16 protein-coding genes are annotated in these 16,414 nt (G+C 68.5%); 9 read left to right on the forward strand and 7 right to left on the reverse strand.

The window, feature by feature from the left end; all coding sequences use genetic code 11:
• Position 1: 1 nt before the first annotated feature.
• Both OHA10_RS15945 and OHA10_RS15950 read left to right on the forward strand, forming a co-directional pair.
• Entirely contained in the window at positions 2–298 is a 297-nt protein-coding gene (locus OHA10_RS15945) for a DUF1416 domain-containing protein (RefSeq protein ID WP_134105618.1), read from the forward strand.
• Between the two features lie 313 nt (positions 299–611).
• Positions 612–1,838: a choice-of-anchor P family protein gene (locus OHA10_RS15950; protein WP_371406986.1), complete on the forward strand. Its 1,227-nt coding sequence runs from the start codon at positions 612–614 to the stop codon at positions 1,836–1,838.
• Positions 1,839–1,924: 86 nt separating this feature from the next.
• On the opposite strand, the gene dtd is transcribed toward OHA10_RS15950, so the two are convergent.
• Entirely contained in the window at positions 1,925–2,350 is a 426-nt protein-coding gene (gene dtd / locus OHA10_RS15955; RefSeq protein WP_371406987.1) for a D-aminoacyl-tRNA deacylase, read from the reverse strand.
• A gap of 92 nt (positions 2,351–2,442) precedes the next feature.
• Between dtd and OHA10_RS15960 the strand changes: the two genes are divergently transcribed.
• A complete protein-coding gene (locus tag OHA10_RS15960) occupies positions 2,443–3,267 on the forward strand; it encodes a 3-keto-5-aminohexanoate cleavage protein (RefSeq protein ID WP_371406988.1) in 825 nt (274 codons plus the stop codon).
• A 384-nt stretch (positions 3,268–3,651) separates the two neighbouring features.
• Here OHA10_RS15960 and OHA10_RS15965 read toward each other — a convergent pair whose 3' ends face one another.
• The gene (locus OHA10_RS15965) at positions 3,652–4,803 is read right to left on the reverse strand and encodes a molybdopterin-dependent oxidoreductase (RefSeq protein WP_371406989.1); all 1,152 of its coding nucleotides are present in this window, start codon (positions 4,801–4,803) and stop codon (positions 3,652–3,654) included.
• A 237-nt stretch (positions 4,804–5,040) separates the two neighbouring features.
• On the opposite strand from OHA10_RS15965, the gene OHA10_RS15970 reads away from it, so the two are divergent.
• Both OHA10_RS15970 and OHA10_RS15975 read left to right on the forward strand, forming a co-directional pair.
• Positions 5,041–5,598 (forward strand): hypothetical protein, encoded by a 558-nt coding sequence (locus OHA10_RS15970; RefSeq protein ID WP_371406990.1) that lies wholly within the window; start codon positions 5,041–5,043, stop codon positions 5,596–5,598.
• Positions 5,598–7,295 (forward strand): hypothetical protein, encoded by a 1,698-nt coding sequence (locus OHA10_RS15975; RefSeq protein ID WP_371406991.1) that lies wholly within the window; start codon positions 5,598–5,600, stop codon positions 7,293–7,295. The genes OHA10_RS15970 and OHA10_RS15975 overlap by 1 nt, the downstream gene beginning before the upstream one ends.
• Before the next feature lie 312 nt (positions 7,296–7,607).
• Here the strand turns inward: OHA10_RS15975 and OHA10_RS15980 are convergent, their stop codons facing one another.
• Positions 7,608–7,970 (reverse strand): DsrE family protein, encoded by a 363-nt coding sequence (locus tag OHA10_RS15980; protein WP_371406992.1) that lies wholly within the window; start codon positions 7,968–7,970, stop codon positions 7,608–7,610.
• A gap of 467 nt (positions 7,971–8,437) precedes the next feature.
• Between OHA10_RS15980 and OHA10_RS15985 the strand changes: the two genes are divergently transcribed.
• Positions 8,438–8,932 (forward strand): FABP family protein, encoded by a 495-nt coding sequence (locus OHA10_RS15985; RefSeq protein WP_371406993.1) that lies wholly within the window; start codon positions 8,438–8,440, stop codon positions 8,930–8,932.
• Positions 8,933–9,234: 302 nt separating this feature from the next.
• Here the strand turns inward: OHA10_RS15985 and OHA10_RS15990 are convergent, their stop codons facing one another.
• Positions 9,235–9,915 carry a response regulator gene (locus OHA10_RS15990; RefSeq protein ID WP_371406994.1) on the reverse strand — a complete coding sequence of 227 codons (681 nt, stop codon included), beginning with the start codon at positions 9,913–9,915 and terminating at the stop codon, positions 9,235–9,237.
• Entirely contained in the window at positions 9,908–11,164 is a 1,257-nt protein-coding gene (locus OHA10_RS15995; RefSeq protein ID WP_371406995.1) for a sensor histidine kinase, read from the reverse strand. The genes OHA10_RS15990 and OHA10_RS15995 overlap by 8 nt, the downstream gene beginning before the upstream one ends.
• A 130-nt stretch (positions 11,165–11,294) precedes the next feature.
• Here OHA10_RS15995 and OHA10_RS16000 point away from each other — a divergent pair, with 130 nt between their 5' ends.
• Positions 11,295–12,665 carry a cation:dicarboxylate symporter family transporter gene (locus OHA10_RS16000; RefSeq protein ID WP_371406996.1) on the forward strand — a complete coding sequence of 457 codons (1,371 nt, stop codon included), beginning with the start codon at positions 11,295–11,297 and terminating at the stop codon, positions 12,663–12,665.
• A gap of 60 nt (positions 12,666–12,725) precedes the next feature.
• Here OHA10_RS16000 and OHA10_RS16005 read toward each other — a convergent pair whose 3' ends face one another.
• Entirely contained in the window at positions 12,726–13,547 is an 822-nt protein-coding gene (locus tag OHA10_RS16005) for an LLM class flavin-dependent oxidoreductase (protein ID WP_371406997.1), read from the reverse strand.
• A 110-nt stretch (positions 13,548–13,657) separates the two neighbouring features.
• On the opposite strand from OHA10_RS16005, the gene OHA10_RS16010 reads away from it, so the two are divergent.
• On the forward strand, positions 13,658–14,650 hold the full coding sequence (locus OHA10_RS16010; protein WP_371406998.1) for a folate-binding protein YgfZ: 993 nt from the start codon (positions 13,658–13,660) through the stop codon (positions 14,648–14,650).
• 46 nt (positions 14,651–14,696) lie between these two features.
• Positions 14,697–15,653: an asparaginase gene (locus OHA10_RS16015; RefSeq protein ID WP_371406999.1), complete on the forward strand. Its 957-nt coding sequence runs from the start codon at positions 14,697–14,699 to the stop codon at positions 15,651–15,653.
• A 46-nt stretch (positions 15,654–15,699) separates the two neighbouring features.
• On the opposite strand, the gene OHA10_RS16020 is transcribed toward OHA10_RS16015, so the two are convergent.
• A complete protein-coding gene (locus tag OHA10_RS16020; protein WP_371407000.1) occupies positions 15,700–16,338 on the reverse strand; it encodes a TetR/AcrR family transcriptional regulator in 639 nt (212 codons plus the stop codon).
• Between the last annotated feature and the right edge of the window lie 76 nt (positions 16,339–16,414).

The following is a 16,414-nucleotide window of genomic DNA, read 5'->3' on the forward strand; positions in this document are numbered from 1 at the left end:
CATGTGCGGAGCAACGAAGGGCGGCCTCGACCTCAAGGGTGTCGACGTCGACAAGGAAGCCGTGATCCAGGGCCAGGTGCTGCGCGGCGAGGAGCCGGTCGGCGGCGCGTACGTGCGGCTGCTGGACTCCACCGGTGAGTTCACCGCCGAGGTGCCGACGTCGGCCACCGGCCACTTCCGGTTCTTCGCGGCGCCGGGCAGCTGGACGCTGCGGACGCTGGCACCGAAGGCCGACCCGGTCGACCGCCAGGTGGTCGCGCAGTACGGCGAGGTCGCGGAAGTGGCCGTCACCGTCTGAGCAGTCGGTCGTTACACAAGGTGCCACCACCACCCATCGGTGGCCCACCCTGAAGTAAGCACGAAGGGCCCGGACCTTGCGCGTCCGGGCCCTTCGGCATGCCCGGGGTGGCGCAGAATCGCTTACCCGGCAGGGATTCTGACGTCATCGCATTGGGGTTACGGGCAACGAGCGGAAATCTCGTGGACCGAGCGGCAATGTAACGGTTTGGTCTCGGAGCGGGGTCGGCTCGTCACCTACCGCAATCGGCTGAGTTGTGTCTGTGTCCTGACCCGCACTTCGGGTCACGTCATCACTCAGGGAGGAGGGGTCAATGCGACCCCGCATCGGATACAAGAAGCTCGCTGCCGTCGGAGTTGCGGCGGTCGTCGGCGTGGCTTCTACGATCGCGCTGACCTCGGGTTCGGCGTCCGCCTCGCCGGTTTTCGGATACAGCGGTTACTCGTACGGCACCGACGTCGAATCCGGCCTGGCGAACAGCGGTCCGCAGGTCATCAGCAAGTTTGGTTGCACCACTGACGCCACCAAGGCTGACAAGAACGACCTCGCCACGGCGAATGTGAACAACCAGGCGATCGCACGCTCGGTGAAGACCGACACGCACGCGTTCAACAACAAGAGCGGGACGGGCGTCACCAGCACCGCGACGGCTGCCGACATCCGCGTCGGCAACCTGCTCACGCTGACCGGCGTGAAGACCACGACGACGGCGAAGTACTCGAAGGGCCAGCTGTCGTACACCGGTGACACGACCTTCGCGGGCGTGAAGATCGGCGCGATCTCGGTGCCGTCGCTGCTCAAGCCGAAGTGGAACACCAAGATCGCGGTTCCGGGTCTCGGTTACATCGTGCTGAACCGGGTCGGCGGCGTGAAGACCGCTTCCGGTATCTACTCGTACGCGCAGGCGGTCGTGCTGCACGCGACGGTGAAGAACCAGTACATCCCGCAGGGCGTCGACGTCGCGGTGCTGAAGACCCGCGCGGAGATCTCCAAGCCGGCCACCGCACTGGTGATCGGTTCGGCCTACGGCACCCAGGCCAACGTCGACAAGCTGGTCGTCTCCAGCCCGACGTCGCTTCAGACCACCTGCCAGGGCACTGAGGGCAAGACGGTCCGGGTTTCGGTCGGCGAGCTCAACATCCCGAAGGTCGCCTACGTCGGCGGTGTCTACACCACCAAGAACGGCGCCATCGGTGCGAACAAGTCCTACATCAACTTCACCTCGCACGTCGCGGGCGTGAAGGTGGGCAACCTGTCCATCGGCGCGATCGAGTCCTCCGCCTCGGCGTGGAAGACCAAGGACGGCAAGGGCGGCGTCAGCTCGTCCTCGACCATCGCCTCGATCAAGGTCGGCGGCAAGACCTACGCGGTGCCGACGGGCGAGAACAAGACCCTGAACATCCCGGGTGTTGCCCGTCTGACGTTCAACCAGGTCCTGCGCCAGAAGCGCTACATCGCGGTGGACGCGCTGGTGATCGACGTGTACAGCCTGAACACCAAGGTCATCGTCGGCCACTCGGCCGCGGGCGTCGTCAGCTGATCTCAGCACACGCCATCTGAGTCGAACCTCACCGACGCAGAGCACACCGGCCCCCGGATCCCGCACGGATCCGGGGGCCGGTTCTGTCATGCGTCCAAGATGAGCGTCACCGGGCCGTCGTTGGTCAGGGATACGTCCATGTGCGCTCCGAAGCGGCCGCGTTCGACCTTGGCGCCGAGGGCTTCGAGCGACTCGCAGAAGCTGTTGTAGAGCGGTTCCGAGACCGGGCCCGGGGCGGCGTTGTTCCACGACGGGCGGCGGCCCTTGCGGGTGTCGGCGTACAGAGTGAACTGGCTGATCGCGAGGATCGGGGCGTGTTCGTCGGCGGCGGAGCGTTCGTCGTGGAGGATGCGCAGGGTCCAGATCTTCGCGGCGAGCGCGGCCGCCTTCTCGGCGGTGTCGTCGTGGGTGACTCCGACGAGGATGACCAGCCCGGGCTCGTCGATCGCCCCGACCACCTCACCGTCCACGGTGACCGATGCCCGACTGACTCTTTGTACTACGGCTCTCATGAGGCCATCCTCTCCCGCCGGAGATCGTCCGGTGATCGGAGCCGTCGACCGGCAAATATCCGTTATCGATCGCGATCTGGCAGGATTCGTCCATGGCGTCGACTCTGATCACTGTTGCCCCGACCGGTGCCGAGACCGCGAAGGCGGACTGCCCGGCGTTGCCGACCACGCTCGACGAGCTGGTCGGGACCGCGAAGCGGTGCGAGGCCGCGGGGGCGGCGATGATCCATATCCACATCCGCGACGGGGAGCACAAGCCGACCCTGGATCTGGGCCGGCTGACCGAGACCGTCGCCGCGGTCCGGGAGAACACCGCGCTGATCGTGCAGCTCTCCACCGGCGGCGCGGTCACCGATCCGTACGACCACAGGCTGCGGGTGCTCGACGCCGTACCGGACTCGTGCTCGCTGACGATGGGGACGGTCAACTTCGGCGACGACGTCTTCATGAACCCGTGGCCGTTCGTGACCCAGCTCTACCAGCTCACCCAGGAGCGCGAGGTCGTGCCGGAGTTCGAGCTGTTCGACCTGGGGCATGTCGCGGCGCTGCACCGGCTGCTCGGCAAGTACGGCCTGCCGTACGGCGGACGCGTGCACTGCGATCTGGTCATGGGCGTCCCCGGCGGCATGCCCGGTACGGCGGACGCGCTGGTTGCGGCTGTCAACGCGCTGCCGGATGCTGTCACGTCATGGTCCGCAACGGGCATCGGCCGTACGGCGCTGACCGTCGCGCTGGCCGCTTTGTCGAAGGGCGGCAACCTGCGCGTCGGTATGGAGGACACGCTCACGCTCGCGAAGGGTCAGCCGGTCACTCACAACGCGGAGCTCGTCGAACGCGCCGCAACCCTCGCCACGCTCGCCCAACGACCGCCGATGTCCCCGGACGAAGCGCGTTCCCTGCTGAACGTGAAGCGATGAGGTAGCCGGCGATCCCGGCCGCGATGATCGTTGCCTCCAGCAATAACCAGTCACGGAGGTAGTCGCGGGGCAGGATCGTCGGGTTCGCGCCTTTGCCTTGGCGCAGGAGCAGCGGCAGGGCGATCAGGCTGGTGATGCCGACGTACAAGAACGTCGTCCTGATCGCGCCGACTGTCCGATGGCCGTCGGGCCTGCTCGCCCATCGCGTGACCAGCCAGCCGACGCCGATTGTCAGCGGGACCAGGAAGAAGTCGTCCGCGAGCACTGCCCCGCCCAACCACAGCGGCAAGCGCACCAGTCCCCGCACGTCGACAGTGGTGACCAACTTCCAGAGACCCCAGAGACCCGTCATCACGCCGACCGTTGCGAGCCCGATTCGTGCCTTCACGCGATGACCTCCAGCCGATGGACCCACTTGGTTTGGAGTACTCCGGGCCGGTTGGGCGCGATGATCCGCGCCGGGAATCCGTGGTCCAGCGCGAGTTCACTGCCGTTCAGCCGCAGCGCGAGCAGCGTCAGCGGATCAGCAGCGAACTGCTCCGGGAGCTCACTGGTCGCGTAGAACCCGCCCTTCTCCATCGACACCACCCGCACCCGCGAGTGCGCCGGCGCGCCGCACAGCTCGAGCAGGTCGCGGATCCGCACGCCCTCCCATCGGCCGCCTTGGCTCCAGCCCTCGACACATGCGATCGGCAACGCCGACCGGCTCTGCGGGAGCTGCTGCAGTTCGTCGAGGCTGAGTGCGAGCGATCGCGGTCCGACGACGGTGAACCGCCAGTCCGGCCCGATGCCGGTCACGCCGGCCGCTTCCGCCGTACGGTTGACCGGGAGTCCTTGAGGGCCGACGTTCGGCTTGCGTGGCGCGAGTACGGCGACCGGGCCGAGCGCAGGCACTGACTGGCCGACCGAGGTGATGCCTACCACCGCGGCGGCGCCGGCGACTGTTCGGAACAGGCCGCGGCGGGTGAGGCCGGAGATTGCTGGGGGCAAGGAGTTTGGGATCAGCTCGGCGACGCGTCGCCAGTTGGCGCGGATCAGGGGGAGCTTGACGGCGATGTGGACCAGGAGCGCGCCGATGATGATCCAGGCGAGGGCGTAGTGCGTTTGCCGGAAAGGAAACGGCCATGGGTACCACTGCAGGGTGTTGAGGAACCCGGTGAAGAGTTCGAGCGCCATGGCCGACACCAGGACGAGGATCGACGCCCGCTCGAGCATCGTCTCGACGGCCTTGCGGCTGGGCGGCCACGGGAGCTTCGCGAACAGCTTCGGGTAGACCGTCCACAACTTTGCCAGCAGCAACGGGACGGCGACGGTCCCGCTCAGTACGTGCAGGCCCTGTGTCACCCGGTACAGCGTGGCCGGACGGGCCGGGATGTGCAGCCAGCTCGGGGTGTCTTGCTGGAAGTGGCTGAACAGCCCGGTCAGGAAGCAGATCACGACCGCGACGCCCAGCCAACGGCCGATGACCGTTGCCACCCGCGGGTGGTGCAGGGACGACGGGAACGACTTCTCGGTCGGCGGCGTCGGCAGCTTCATGTTTCCACTACAACCCCGCCGGGGACGTCTGTACGGCGTACACCGGTTACTGCTCGCGAACGGCGTATTACTGGTCGCGAACGAGTTGCGGTCGGAAGAGTTATCCACAGGTCCGCGTCCGGAGGCCGGATGGTGATACCGATCGGGGCATACTCTGAGCGAACTGATCGCTGGCTGGACTGATTTCTGGGCGGACTGATCTCTCTTGGCGGACTGGGGCGAAAGGAGTGAGGCGGAGTGAAGACGCAGGAGCGGTCGTCCGAGGAAGACGAGCGTGCTATGGCGGATCTGGCCGAGGTCGCGGACTGGCGAGCGGTCTGGGGTCCGCCGGACACCGGCATGGACGCGATCCGTGCACTGGTGAACCGCGTTACCGCCGCCACCGGATGGCGTCCATGGGCGCCGGGCAACATCGACCCCGATCGGTACACGTGGGGCCTGGTGACCCAGCGCGAGACGGTGATGCTCGTGCTGCCGGATGCCGTGCTGCCGGAGAGCCCGCGCAGCGGCTGGTCGGCGTACGACATCGCCTCGGGTGAGCTGCCGCTGGTCGAGGAGGGTCTGGACGACCACTGGCCCGGCCAGCTCGAGCTCGCCCGCCGGTACTGGGGGCCGCCGGTCTTCGTCGGGCCGGGGAGCGATCTGCGGGTTCCGCCGGAGTGGCGCGGTCGTCGCCGTCATCTGGCCGTCTGGCTGCGCCCGGGAGCCGAGATCCACCTTTATGCGTCTCAGCCGGGCCCGGAGGACACTGCCGCCGGCTTCGGATACTCCGTCTATGCCAGCGAGGTGGCCTGATGGCTGAGGAAGAAAGCGCCGAACACTACCTCCAGATCCTGTTCGCCAAGGGCCGCGAGCTCTGGGCCCAGTGGAAGCGCATGACCGGCGCGGTCAGGGACAACTGGGGCCGCCGGCAAGGGACGCGTGCCGTGGTCGAGGAAGGCCTCAGGTGGCGGGGCTGGGACCGCGATCACCACGACGCGACCCAGGGCCAGGACCCCCGTGATCGCACCCGGGACCTCGAGCGCACGGCCGACGCGGTCCGGCAGGCCGAGGAGCTGGAGGCGGGCAACCGCGGCCTCGAGCAGCAGCGCGTGCAGTTGCAGGCGGAGGCCGATGCCGCCCAGCAACGGCTCAACCAGCAGGACGCCGAGCTGAACCAGGACCGCAACCGCGACGGCATCGACGACGGCTATCAGCACCGCGTCGACGGCGATGGGGACCACATCCCCGACACGGTTGAGCAGCAGGACGAGATCGACGCGCAGAACGCCGAGGCCGACGAGGTCGCTGACGAGGTCCAGCAGCGTCAGGACGAGCAGGCCCGGACGGACGAGGAGCGGCGGAAGCAGCAGGAGGAGGATCGTCGACGCAACCAGGAGCGCGGCGACGGCCTCGATGCCGCAGACGCCGCGCCGGCCGCCGTCGGCGCAGCCGAGGCCGCCGAGGCCCTCGACGACGAACTGAACCACGACGACCTGCAACAGCAGGAACAACAGGACCTCGACCCCGACGGCCAACAGCAGGACCCAGCAGCCCAGTCCGACAACCAGCAACAGTCCGAGACCGACGTCGCCGAGCAGCCCGGCGTCGACGTACAGCAGGACAATCTCGAGCAGAGCCAGGTCTTGGACCAGGACGGTGTACTGCGCAATTCGACGATCGGTGCCGAGAATCAGCAGCAGGACCAGCTGAACCCTGACGTGGCCGAGCAGCCCGGTGTCGATGTACAGCAGGACAATCTCGAGCAGAGCCCGGTCTTGGACGAGGACGGTGTACTGCGCAATTCGACGATCGGTGCTGAGAATCAGCAGCAGGACCAGCTGAACCCTGACGTGACCGAGCAGCCCGGTGTCGACGTACAGCAGGACAACCTCGACCAGAGCCAGGTCCTGGACGATGACGGCGTGATCCGCAGTTCGACGATCGGTGACGACAGCCAGCAGCAGACCGACCTGACGGAAGATCAGCAGTCGACCGGGCAGGGCCAGCAGTTGTCCGGGCAGGAGCAAGAGGTTGCCGCGCCGGAGCCGCAACCGGTACAGGCGGCCGAGCAAGGCCAGCAGGTGCAGGCGCCGGAGCAAGGGCAGAGCCAGCAAAGCCCGAACCCGGCCGCCCAGCTCAACGCGCAGCAAGTCGGCAACGCAGCACAGTCGGGCGTCGACCAAAGCGCCGCGCTCGGTTCCGATGAGCAAGGCCAGAGCCAGGGCGGCCAGACCAGCGAGGCCCAGAGCCAGTGGCGCCCCGCCGAGGAACCGCTTCTAGATGCACAGCGAGCCCAGAGCGGCCCGAACCAGCCAGGCGGCGAGATCTCAGCGGGCGAACGTGACACGCTCACCCGCACCCAGCAGGGCCACGCCCCCGCCGCAGGCGCAACCAGCCGCGAAGGCGGCGGCGTAGCCACCAGCGAACGCCCCGGCACACCTTCCCAGCAAAGAGACCAAGACCGCACCCGCAACGACCGAGGCCGCAACGACGGCGGCCGCGAACGCTAACCCCATCCCCACCCCCAACCCAACGGTCCCCCGCCACCAACCACCCGGCGGGGGACCGCTGCGTTCCACCGAACAACGTAGGGCAAGCACGCCCGACACCATCAGTCGCCGGGACCGCTCCTCCATCCATCAACGTCTGAGAGGCACTCCCCAGACCATCAGTCGCCGGGGACTGCTGCTGCACCCGGCAACGTCTGACAGGCTCCCAGACCATCAGTCGCCGGGACGGTCGCGTTTCACCGAGCCGCGTCCTGCAGACCGTGCCCATGTGGAGCCGCGGGCTTGCGGCAGACCACCGGGGTGCTGGGGTGGTTAGTAGACGATCGCCTGGGTGTTCTCGGTGAGGATTTCTTCGGTGAAGGTGGGGGCGCCGGCTATGCGGGTGCCGGGGCGGAGGTCGGGTTCGGTGAGGTTGCGGCGTTTGGCGCATTGGGTGCAGACGGTTAGTCGACCGCCTTCTAGTACTGCGGTGAGCAGGTCGGTGAGCGGGGCGGCATGGGGGAGTTCGAAGGCCTCCGCGCGACCGGGTACGGCGAACCAGACCGCCTCGCCGGTCAGCCAGAGGGAGACCGTGGCACCGGCCGCGACGGCTGACGCGGCGACGGTGAAGGCTTGGTTGGCACGTTCGGCCTCTTCGGCACCTGCGGTCAGCTTGATCACCAACGAGCGAGACATCCCGCCACGCTAGCCGAACCCACCCACCCACCCGGCTGCCCACGACCGCGACATCCCCGCCGCGCCCGAACCCGCCCGACCCGACCCGACCCGACCCGACCCGAGCTGGACCGCCGAGTCTGGCTGGCCCGAGCCGAGCCGCCCGACGCGAGCCGGGGCCTGACTTCAGCCCGGCGGGACCGAGCCCGGCCCGCCCAACTCGAGCCCGACCGAGCCCGCCCGACCGAGACGAGCTCGGTGGAGCAATCTGCGTCCCGTTCGGGCCATCCGGACCCGGTGGGAGGTGGTGGGTGCGGGAGGTCACGTTGGGGGTGGGTTGGGGGTGGGGGTTGATCCTTTAGAGTGGTGGGCGTGTTGCATGTTGTCTTCACCTCGTTGCTGATTCTGGTCTGTGTGTTCATGGGCTGGTTCTCGGCGTTTGTCGTCTATCGGCTGTATCGCGGCCGCAACGCGGGCTGAGGGATTTGATGGCGTTCGAGATTCCGCAGGATCTGCATCCGGACCTGATGCCGCTGGCGTGGTTGCTCGGGCGGTGGGAAGGGCGCGGGCACGGGGACTACCCGACGATCGAGAAGTTCGAGTTCGGGCAGCAGATCGACTTCAGCCACAACGGGAAGCCGTACCTGCACTACGTCAGCCAGACGTTCGTCGTCGGCGAGGACGGCACCAAGGAGCGCCCGCTCGCGGTCGAGACCGGATTCTGGCGGCCGCAGCCGGACAACAAGGTCGAGGTGATCCTGGCGCATCCGACCGGTATCGCCGAGATCTGGTACGGCGAGATCGACGGCGCCAAGATCGAGCTGCAGACGGACGTCGTGGCGCGCACCGTGACCGCGAAAGAGGTCACTGCCGGGCACCGTCTGTACGGACTGGTCAACGGCGAACTGCTCTGGGCGTACGACATGGCCGCCGAGGGTCAGGCCCTCCAGCCCCACCTCTGGGCCACCCTCGTCCGCGCCTGACGGCACGGTCTACCAGTCGTCTCTAGGCATCACCCCGCAACCCGCGGCTTCTGCGCGCGCTGCCGCGGACCGGTTGGTGCGGCGAGTGAGTCGATGCAGGTCGGGCTAGCGCCGCGAGCGGGCCGGGCGGGGTCATGTCGGCGCCCCGGGCGCGTCAGCCTTGACGGTGGTCGGTTGGTACGACGCTGGGCGGCGTGTGACCGTCGCCGTACCTGCAAAGGTCGAGCGCGTGGTCGAGCCGTGAGCACGCCGTCGACGTTCGCGAGGCTCTGAAGCCGCGAGCCGCAGTACGAAGGTAGTTCCTAGCTTTCGGATACCCAGGAGTATTCGACCTTGGGGCGGCCGCTGCGGCCGTCGTAGCGTTGGGTGCGTAGGGCTTGGCCTTGGTCGGCCAGGTGTTCCAGGTAGCGGCGGGCGGTTATGCGGGAGGTGCCGAGGGAGGTGGCGACCTCCTCGGCGGTCCAGCCTTCGCGGTTGCCCAACAGCTGCACCACCCGGTCCAGGACGGAGCCGGCCAGGCCTTTGGGGACCGAGGAGACTGTTGCTGGGTGCAACAGGCGGTCGACCTCGTCCTGGTCGGCCACGACCTGGCCGGATTCGGCGGCGCGGCGTCGGCGGGCGTACGCCGACAGCCGGTCCCGCAATGTCTCGAAGGCGAAGGGTTTCAGCACGTACTGGACGACGCCGATCCGCGCCGCGGCCTGGACGGCGGCGACCTCCCGAGCGGAGGTGACGGCGACGACATCAGTTTGGTTGCCCAGGGCACGCATCCGGCGGACCACGTCGAGACCGTGCCCGTCGGGCAGATGCATATCGAGCAACACCAAGTCGACGTCGCCGCGCGCGAGCACCTGGAGCGCGCGCCCGGCCGTACCGGCGATCCCCACACACGCGAAGCCGGGCAGGCGATCGACGTACGTGCGGTGGGCCTCCGCGGCGACGGGATCGTCCTCGACCACGAGGACGCGGAGCGGATCAGGCACTTGCGCCCACCGCCCGCGGTAACCGCACCCGCACGGTCAGCGCGGGTACTTCGTCGAGCTCGGAATCAGGATCGATCATCAGCGAACCCTGCCACCGCTCCACCGTGCTCCGCACCAGCACGAGCCCCAACCCGTGCCCGGGCTCGGCCTTCGTCGTCCATCCACGTTCGAACATGTGCGCCAACTCCACCGATCCCAGCTCGGCCCCGGTATTCGTCACGATCAGGTCGATCGCGTCCGCCAAGGCGGCCGCCCGGAACTCCACCTTTCGCGGCGCCGGCCCGCCCCGCGCGGCCTCGATCGCGTTGTCCAGCAGGTTTCCGACGACCGTCACCACGTCCTGCGCCGGCAGCCGCGTGTTCAGCGCCTCCTGCCCGAGGTCGAGCGAAAGCACCACGCCCCGTTCCTGTGCCTGCGCCAACTTTGCCAACAGCAACGACGCCAGCACCGGATCGCCGACCGTACCGACGACCCGATCCGTCATCGCCTGCGCGAACTGCAGCTCCGACACCGCGAACTCCCGCGCCCGGTCCGGCCGCCCGATCTCGATCAGGCTGACCACGGTGTGCAGCCGGTTCGACGCCTCATGGTTCTGCGCCTGCAGCGATTCCGCCAGACTGCGTACGGCGTCCAGCTCGCCGAGCAACCGCTGCAACTCGGTGTGATCCCGCAGCGTGACGATCCGCCCGCGGCCCGAGGGTTGCTGGTTCACGACGACAACCCCTTGCGCGCCGAGGTGCAGTTCGTCGTACGCCGTCCGCCCGGTCGCGAGCAGTTCGGCCAGCGGGGCGCCGAGATGCAGCTCCTCCAACGGCGTCCCCGGAGCGACGGAGCGCAGCCCGAGCAGCTGCAGCGCTTCGTCGTTCGCGAGCTGGACGCGCCCGTCGAGGTCCAGCAGGATCAGCCCCTCGCGCGCCGCATGCAGCACGCCTTCGTAGAAGTCGAGCATCCGCGCCAGCGACTGCGTGCCCATCCCGCGCGTCGCGCGCCGTACCCGCCAGGTGACTAGCGCGTTGCCGGCGATCGCGACCCCGAGCATCAGGCTCGCGATCCCGAGCATCGAACGCAGGTCGAGCCGGGCCAGCTCCCACCAGCTCGGCGCGGGCAGACCGCTGGCCGCCGTGTCCCGTAGGGCCTGCGCCCGGGACCGGCTGACCATCACGATCCAGACCATCCCGATCAGGACCGTGACCGTGACGGTCTGCAACCAGAGAACCTGGCGACGCAGCTCCCACGGTCGGTGTTTCATGCCGAACAGTTTGCACGGCGAACGATATGAACGAAATGCGCACTTCTCCTGTGCGTCACGTCACAGTTACTCACCAAGTCCCCAACCGCCCCAACTACTCCTCCGCCAGGCCGATACAGGGAGTCCCACCATGTCGAGCCCGACCGAACCCCGCCCGACTCCGGTCCGCAACGACCGGACCCATTTCCTCTACATCGCCGTCATCGTCGCCGTCCTGCTCGGCATCGGTGTCGGGTTCCTGTTCCCGGACTTCGCGGTCGAGCTGAAACCGCTCGGCACCGGGTTCGTGAACCTGATCAAGATGCTGATCAGCCCGATCATCTTCTGCACGCTGGTACTCGGCATCGGCTCGGTCCGGCAGGCCGCCAGCGTCGGCAAGGTCGGCGGTCTCGCGCTCGTCTACTTCCTGGTGATGTCGACGGTCGCGCTCGCCATCGGCCTGGTGGTCGGCAACATCGTCCAGCCGGGCTCCGGCCTCAACCTGACCGACAAGCTCCGCGAGGCCGGCCAGAAGCAGGCGGCCGGGGCACACGAGACTACGACGGACTTCATCCTCGGCATCATCCCGAAGTCACTGCTGTCCTCGCTGACCGAGGGTGAGGTGCTGCAGACCGTCCTGGTGGCGCTGCTCGTCGGGTTCGCGCTGCAGGCGCTCGGCTCGAAGGGCCAGCCGATCCTGACCGCCATCGGCCACATCCAGCGGCTGGTGTTCAAGATCCTGTCGATGATCATGTGGACGGCGCCGATCGGTGCGTTCGGCGCGATCGCGGCCGTCGTCGGTGCGACCGGCTGGGATGCGCTGGTCAGCCTCGGCAAGATCATGCTGGCCTTCTACATCACCTGCCTGCTGTTCGTGATCGTTGTCCTAGGCACCATTCTGCGACTGGTCACCGGGCTGTCGATCTTCCAGCTGTTGCGGTACCTCGGTCGTGAGTTCCTGCTGATCGTGTCCAGTTCGTCGTCGGAGACCGCCCTGCCCCGACTGATCGGAAAGATGGAACACCTCGGCGTCGACAAGTCGGTGGTCGGCATCACCGTCCCGACCGGGTACTCCTTCAACCTGGACGGTACGGCGATCTACCTGACGATGGCGTCGCTGTTCATCGCCGAGGCGATGGACACGCCGTTCTCGCTCGGCCAGCAGATCTCGCTGCTGCTGTTCATGATCGTCGCCTCGAAGGGTGCGGCCGGTGTCACCGGCGCCGGACTCGCCACGCTGGCGGGCGGTCTGCAGTCGCACCGGCCCGAACTGCTCGACGGCGTCGGTCTGATCGTCGGCATCGACCGGTTCATGTCCGAGGCCCGCGCGCTGACGAATTTCGCCGGCAACGCGGTCGCGACGGTCCTGGTCGGTCACTGGGTCGGCGAGTTCGACAAGGAACAGGCGCGGCAGGTGTTCGCGGGTGAGGACCCGTTCGACGAGGTCGCGTTCGCAGCCGGCGACACGCATGCGGGCGACGTACCAGCGCCCGCGGTCGAGGCGCGGCAGTCCGACCACTAGTCCACTTCCCACCCCTCCACGCGCTGCCCGCCGGGCCACAGACCGGCGGGCGGCGCGCTGTTACTTCCCGTCCAGCAACTCGATGACCGGAGCAAAGTCCTCGAGGTAGCCCGAGTTGACGCTGATGTAGCTGGCGCCGATCTCTTCGCGGCGGCGCAGCAGTTCGTCGGCCATCTCCTGCGGAGTACCGCGCAGCAGCATCAGCGAGTCCATCGCCTCGAGCTCGTCGGGATCCACCCCGGAGGCACGCTTGGTCCAGGGCGGCAGCGGGCGAGTCCCGGCGGCGAGCAGGTTCATCGCCAGCTCGATGTCGTCCGCGCGGGAGCCGGCGAGGTCGCGCAGCTGATGAGCGACCGCCGCGACCTCCGAGCGAGGAGTGGTCGCGTCCTTGGCGAGCGAGACGATGTCCGCTCGCTCGGCCGCCAGCGCGAGCGCCTTCGGCCCGCCGGCGGCGAGCATGATCGGCGTACGACGTTCGCCGTCGAGCTCACGCAGCAGGTCGAGGGTCGCGATGACCTGCTCCCGCCGCTCGCGGGCCGTCCCCCACGGCAGACCGATCTCGGCCGTCTGCTGCTCCGCGACCGGGCGGCCGGTCCCGAGACCGAACTCGAACCGGCCATCGGTGAGCACAGTCAGCGTGTGTGCCTCCCAGGCAGCCTGCCGCGGCGTCCGCAGCGGTGCCGCCGCGACGAACGTGCCGACCCGGATATCGGCGACCGCGGCCGCCATCGCCAGCGACGCGAACGGCGCGGGGAGCTGGAGCCCGTCCGGCATCAGCACGGTCGAGTACCCGAGGTCCGCCGCCTGCCGGACCGTCTTCACCCACTCCTCGCCGGTCGTCGGACTCCCCGCCACACCGAACCGGAATCGCCTGTCGCTCATCGCCTTGCTCCCTCCGTCGTTTGATGTCTCCAGCCTCGCCGCACCAGGTGTCTGTCCACATCCCACGACGGGAGGCGTTCGCCGTACGCCGCGCGACGTACTCTGGTGACATGTCACGCAAGCGCAGCCCCCTGCTGGACCGGCCCGGCGCGGTCGAGGCCGACGGTCTCGACGCCGGCGTCGCCGCGCACTACGGCTCGGATCTCCGCGAACAGCGGGCCCTGATCGCCGGTGAGGCGTTCGTCGACCTCTCGCACCGCGACGTGGTCACGATCACCGGCCCGGATCGGCTGACCTGGCTGCACGCGCTGACCTCGCAGTACTTCGAAGGTCTCAGGCCCGGTACGTCGACCACCGCGCTGCTGCTCTCGCCGACCGGTCACGTGGAGCACGCGATGTACGGCGTGGATGACGGCGAGACGTTCTGGCTGCACACCGAGCCCGGTGCGGCCGAGGCGCTCGTCGACTGGCTGCAGAAGATGGTGTTCATGTCCCGCGTCGAGATCGCGGACGTGACCGATGACTACGCGATCGTCTGGCGGCCCGGTGCGGCGGCGGGCGAGCACCTGACCCGGAGCGGTGCGGACTCACTGGGCGGGCATGAGGTGTTTCTGCCGCGGGCGGAGCTGGCCAACCTGGAGGGCGCGGCAGCGGGTGTGTGGGCGTACGAGGCGCTGCGGATCGAGGCGGGAGCGCCGCGCCTCGGGCTGGACACCGACGAGCGGGCGATTCCGAACGAGCTCGGCTGGCTCGGGGTCGGCGTACATCTGGACAAGGGGTGCTACCGCGGGCAGGAGACGGTCGCGCGGGTGCACAACCTCGGTCGTCCGCCGCGTCGGCTGGTGCGGTTGCACCTGGACGGTTCGGTGGACCGCTTGCCGCAGCACGGCGACGCCGTACTGGCGGGGGAGAAGCAGGTCGGGGTCATCGGGTCTGCTGCCCGGCACCACGAGCTGGGGCCCATTGCACTGGCTGTCGTGAAACGCAACGTCGACCCGGAGTCGGTGCTCGACGTGGTCGCTGAGGACCAGCCGACGGTGAAGGCGAGCCAGGAGGTCCTCGTCGACCCCGAGGTCGGGCTGCACGTGCGCTCGCGGTTGTGAGGGGAATCATTCGCAACAGGGCGTTTTGCACCTGTACAGTTCAGCCGTGACCGAACCTGTGATCCTGGCCGACGTCGTCCGCAGTGACTTCGTCGAAGGCCACCACCGCGGCTCCGTCGTGGTGACGCGTCCCGACGGCAGCGTGGACTGGTCCGTCGGCATCGTGGACGAGCCGATGTTCCCGCGCTCGTCCAACAAGCCCATGCAGGCCCTCGGCATGCTGCGCAACGGGCTGCCGCTCACCGACGAGCTCCTCGCCCTCGCGGGCGCGTCGCATTCCGGCGAGCAGTTCCACCTGGACGGCGTACGGAAGATCCTCGCGACGGCCGGGCTCGACGAGTCTGCGCTGCTGACGCCGGTCGCGTACCCGCTGGACGACGAGACCCGGGACGCGTGGGTCAAGGCCGGGCACGGCAAGGAGCGGGTCGCGATGAACTGCTCCGGCAAGCACGCCGCGATGCTGCTGACCAGCAAGCTCAACGACTGGGACCTGAACACGTACCGGTCGCCGGATCACCCGCTGCAGAAGGAGATCCGCGCCGCGATCGAGGACATTGCCGGCGAGAAGGTCTCGTACGTCGCGGTCGACGGCTGCGGCGCCCCGATCTTCGCTCTCACGCTCTCCGGCCTGGCTCGATCCTTCGGCCTGTTCGCCGGTGCGGCCCCGGAGACCCAGGAGGGCCGGATCGCCGACGCGTTCCGCGCGCACCCGGAGTACGCCAGCGGGAGTACGCGCGACGAGGCCGAGCTGATGCGCGCCACCGAGGGCCTGTTCTGCAAGGCCGGCGCCGAGGGTGTGTACGCCGTCGGCCTCGCGGACGGCACCGGGATCGCGCTGAAGCTCGAGGACGGTACGCCGCGCGCCCGCAAGGTCGTGATGGCCGCGACCCTCCAGCGCCTCGGCGTCACCAACGAGACGATCGAGAACCACCTCCACTTCGACCTCACCGGCGGCGACAACGTGGTCGGCGCGGTCCGTCCCCACACCCCGACCTTCAGCTGACCTGCCGCCGGCCGCCGGTGGAAGGCCGGAGGCAGTTCTCAACCTTCTAGGGTTTGGCGCGCAGGCGGTCGACGGCCGGGGACGCGATCGGGAGTGGCGCGGTCGGGGTGGGCAGGTTGTAGCCGGCGTACAGGCGGCGGCGGATGGCTTCCAGTGGGAAGGTCTCGCGGTAGATCGCGAGCTTCACCGTCACGCCCTCCAATGTTGCTCGGAGCAACATTTCCTCGACGGCCGGGTCGGCGGCGCCGCGGGCGGCGAACACGTCGCGGATCGCGTCCTCGACCAGTGACAGGCGGTCGGACTTGGCCTGCTCGACGCGGGCGAACACGTCGTGCGTGGTCGGCAGCATCATCAGGCTGATCGCGAGCCGCTGGATGTGCAGCGTGGTCGCGGCCGCCATCAGGGCGCCGTCGATGATTCCGGCCAGACGTTCATCCGGTGTTCCCTGGATGGTCAGGATGCCGGCGATGCCGTCCAGCCAGCGGTCCAGCAGCTCGGCGGCCAGCTGTTCCTTGGTGGCGAAGTAGTACGAGACCAGGCCGCGGGAGACGCCCGCCGCGGTGGTGATGTCGGAGATCGAGGCGGCCTCGTAGCCGTTCGCGGCGAAGACCTCCAGAGCCGCCGCCAGGATGCGTTCGCGGGAGCGTTCGCGCATCTCCTGGTTGACGGTGGCCGATCGCGGCACGGATTCCTCTCCTGGTCGAAGCCCTGAAGCGCCGGGCAACCCCCATCCTCGTGCCCGGCGCCTCGGGGCTGACCCC

Source organism: Kribbella sp. NBC_00662 (assembly GCF_041430295.1).
Classification (GTDB): Bacteria; Actinomycetota; Actinomycetes; order Propionibacteriales; family Kribbellaceae; genus Kribbella.